The following is a 2,756-nucleotide window of genomic DNA, read 5'->3' as shown; positions in this document are numbered from 1 at the left end:
GGGTATCAACTGCTAACTGACTATTATTTAAGAGTAAATGTTCATCCCTGCAAAACTCCTGCAAAATTCTTCTGCAAAACGGCACCTTAATTAAACAACAACTTCCTTCCAGTCTTTCCCCCGGTCGTCGTTATACTTCTCCGTCATTTGACTATTTTTATGTCCAAGTAAAACTTGCGTGTTTATTCCTTGCTCTCTGAACAAGCGTTCCGACAATGACCTCTGTTCATGGAATGTTGGAGGATTCTCTCCCTCCCACAGCAGACCACTTTTATCTCGGGCTTCAGCAAATCCTTTTGAGAGTGTGCTTTTAGTTATCTGCCCACCACGGGTACAGTTTCTTCGTGAACGGTGATGATGCAAGATCCACTGACTCAAAACAGAATCTCGGCATTCAGCTATGACATCCTGAAGAGACAGTCCCAACGCCTCACATTTCAAAGAAAGGGGTATAGCTACTTTAGCCCCGGTTTTTTGCTGAACTACATGAAGTTTGTCATCCCAGATATCAGTAAATTTCAACTTTGATATATCTCCTATCCGTTGGCCTGTAATTAAGGCCAATAGCATTGCCCTGGGAATATGCACCGGTAACGTTAATGCAGCCGAATAAATGGCTTTCCATTCAACAAATGAAAGTCTCTGTCGTGAAACTTTTGCCCGAGGTTGTTTTGTTGCCTTCGCAGGGTTATAACCAGCCGGAACTTCACCTGCATGCTGAGCTTCTTTGAATACATCACTTAGATTCGAACGCACCATCTGCGCCATCCTTCCCTGACCTTTTTCAATGTAAATATCGAGGATCCCAGCAATATCTCTGGCACCGACTTCCGACAATGGTTTTATCCCGCAATGAGAAATTAATGCTCGTAAAGAAGGTTCCCGCAATTTCGCTGTATCGGGTTTTATTTCACCAGCTTTAACCCTTTCTAGCTGAATCGCTCTGTATTTATCAACCCATGCATTGGTAGTGATGCCTTTATTCACTTCACGGCTAATTTCATTTCTTACTCTCAGGAGATTTGCCATTTTCCTCTGATTGAGTTGCATATTCGCATCTATTGCGATTGCTTTTGCCTCCTCTTCGTTGTCCCCCAAACCGTGGAACTTACCTGTAGCTGGATGCTTGTAACGCCAGTAAACCTTATTGGTTCTGGCGTCCAAGTAGCACGACAGCCCGGGAATATTCACGTTATATTTACGTGGACGTGCCATCTTCGAGAATCCTCATTAAACGTGGATCTATATCCTTGTTGATCACAGGCTTCTCAGCTATCCCAATGAAACGCGCTGATGCTTCAACACGCCAGCACCGCCCGGCTTTAAAGGGCAGGGGGTATATCATTCCATTTTTCGCATACCTCATCAGCGTTGGTCTGCTAGGTATTGGCGCGGAAAACTCTTCGAGAGCCCATTCATCAAGCGTTAATGTTCTCGTCATATATCACTCCACACGTTTAATTATAGCCAGCCGCACACCGGTTTACTGACTGACCCGAAATCGGCCGTAATATTTTCCAGCTCGCCACCAGAGCATTTTCATACCTGGCGGCACTGCTGGCGCAAACTCAACCGGAACAAACCACAGATTCAGCATTCTTTTCACGCAAAACCGCCTGACGAAATGTGAACGGGTTGTCTCAGCCATGGCTTCTTTCCCTCTGTTCGATTACTTCCAAACCCAACTTTAAGGCCAGCGCATGTTCAGCTCTGGCGCCTGCGCTGAACTGCCAACCGGTAAGCAGGTAAATCGCTTCGGCGCGTTGCAGCATCGTCAGGCCGATAGCCATGTAATCAGCTTTTGTTAGGCCATCAGGCATGATTGCCGGATTCAGTGGCACATGCTTTTCAAATGACAGGTTTATAGCTGCCCGTTTGAAAGCAGGGCGGTTGAAATGTGGCAGGCCTGTCATTGGCCCGGCGATATAAACTTTCATTTCAGCCCACCCTCGTAGCCGTGCGCAGTACCTGATAAATCTGGTGTGCGATAGTGCGTTCATTACCCACAGGGCAGGCTTTGAAATATTCATAAGCGGCGGTGATCGCCACCTGGTGCTTTTCCAAAAAGTCGGTTTTAAGGCGCGCAATTTCGGCTTGTTCTTCAGTATTGCGGCGGAACCAAACGCTATAAGGGCCGTCCTCGGTATCGTGAATTGAGGCAAGGAACCAGCCTTCACCGATTGGCGGAGTAGGGTTCCACGCAGAAACATCAGCTTCGCCTACTTCATAGGCGGCCTGAATATCGTCAGCTGCTGGATCGGCATCAAGTGACAGGGTATAAACCTCGACACCCTGAGCTTTTGCCCACGCTTCAAATTCACCTGGCGCTGGGTATTCGTTACCGTTGGCCGGTTCGAAGAAATCAGGGTGAGTCCAATATCCCAAGTTATCGGCATTGCGTTCTGGTGTGACCGGTTGAATAAGTTTCATGGCTGCATTCCTAAATAAGTGATTTCCAGATTTCGGCGTGAGCGAATCCCTTGCCAGCATTGGCAATTAAATTTCAGTAATAACGATTCACTAAATGCCCCAGTGGACCAGGGCATTTAAGGCCGCGCTATCAGGCTTTGAACTCTCCGATGAATGTTTCTACTTCAACGTCGGTGAAATTGGTTTCGAGCAGCTCGCGGAACTCGGTCGCCATCAGTTCTTCAGCCGTTTCCAACTGCACGATGCGCAGAACCAGCACCGGAGCATTGCCGCCGGTCAGTACGCTGTAGCGCAGGCGGAATCGGCGTTCTCCCAGCCCTTCATAT

General features: G+C 47.8%; 5 protein-coding genes. All 5 read right to left on the bottom strand.

All coding sequences use genetic code 11. The annotated features are described in order from the left end of the window. Positions 1 to 90: 90 nt before the first annotated feature. Positions 91 to 1,215 carry a site-specific integrase gene (locus AC1DUO_RS24055; RefSeq protein ID WP_477989100.1) on the bottom strand — a complete coding sequence of 375 codons (1,125 nt, stop codon included), beginning with the start codon at positions 1,213 to 1,215 and terminating at the stop codon, positions 91 to 93. Then, positions 1,199 to 1,441: an excisionase gene (locus AC1DUO_RS24050; RefSeq protein WP_013577813.1), complete on the bottom strand. Its 243-nt coding sequence runs from the start codon at positions 1,439 to 1,441 to the stop codon at positions 1,199 to 1,201. The genes AC1DUO_RS24055 and AC1DUO_RS24050 overlap by 17 nt, the downstream gene beginning before the upstream one ends. 199 nt (positions 1,442 to 1,640) lie before the next feature. Then, entirely contained in the window at positions 1,641 to 1,937 is a 297-nt protein-coding gene (locus tag AC1DUO_RS24045) for a DUF4406 domain-containing protein (RefSeq protein ID WP_013577812.1), read from the bottom strand. Between the two features lies 1 nt (position 1,938). After that, positions 1,939 to 2,430: a hypothetical protein gene (locus tag AC1DUO_RS24040; protein ID WP_013577811.1), complete on the bottom strand. Its 492-nt coding sequence runs from the start codon at positions 2,428 to 2,430 to the stop codon at positions 1,939 to 1,941. Between the two features lie 130 nt (positions 2,431 to 2,560). Then, positions 2,561 to 2,756 (bottom strand): DUF2303 family protein (locus tag AC1DUO_RS24035; protein WP_477989097.1); only part of this gene is annotated, 196 nt, incomplete at its 5' end.

It is taken from the genome of Rahnella sp. P4_A8, assembly GCF_056402435.1.
The sequence above is the reverse complement of the archived record's forward strand: the minus strand, read 5'-3'. Positions and strand labels throughout refer to the sequence as shown.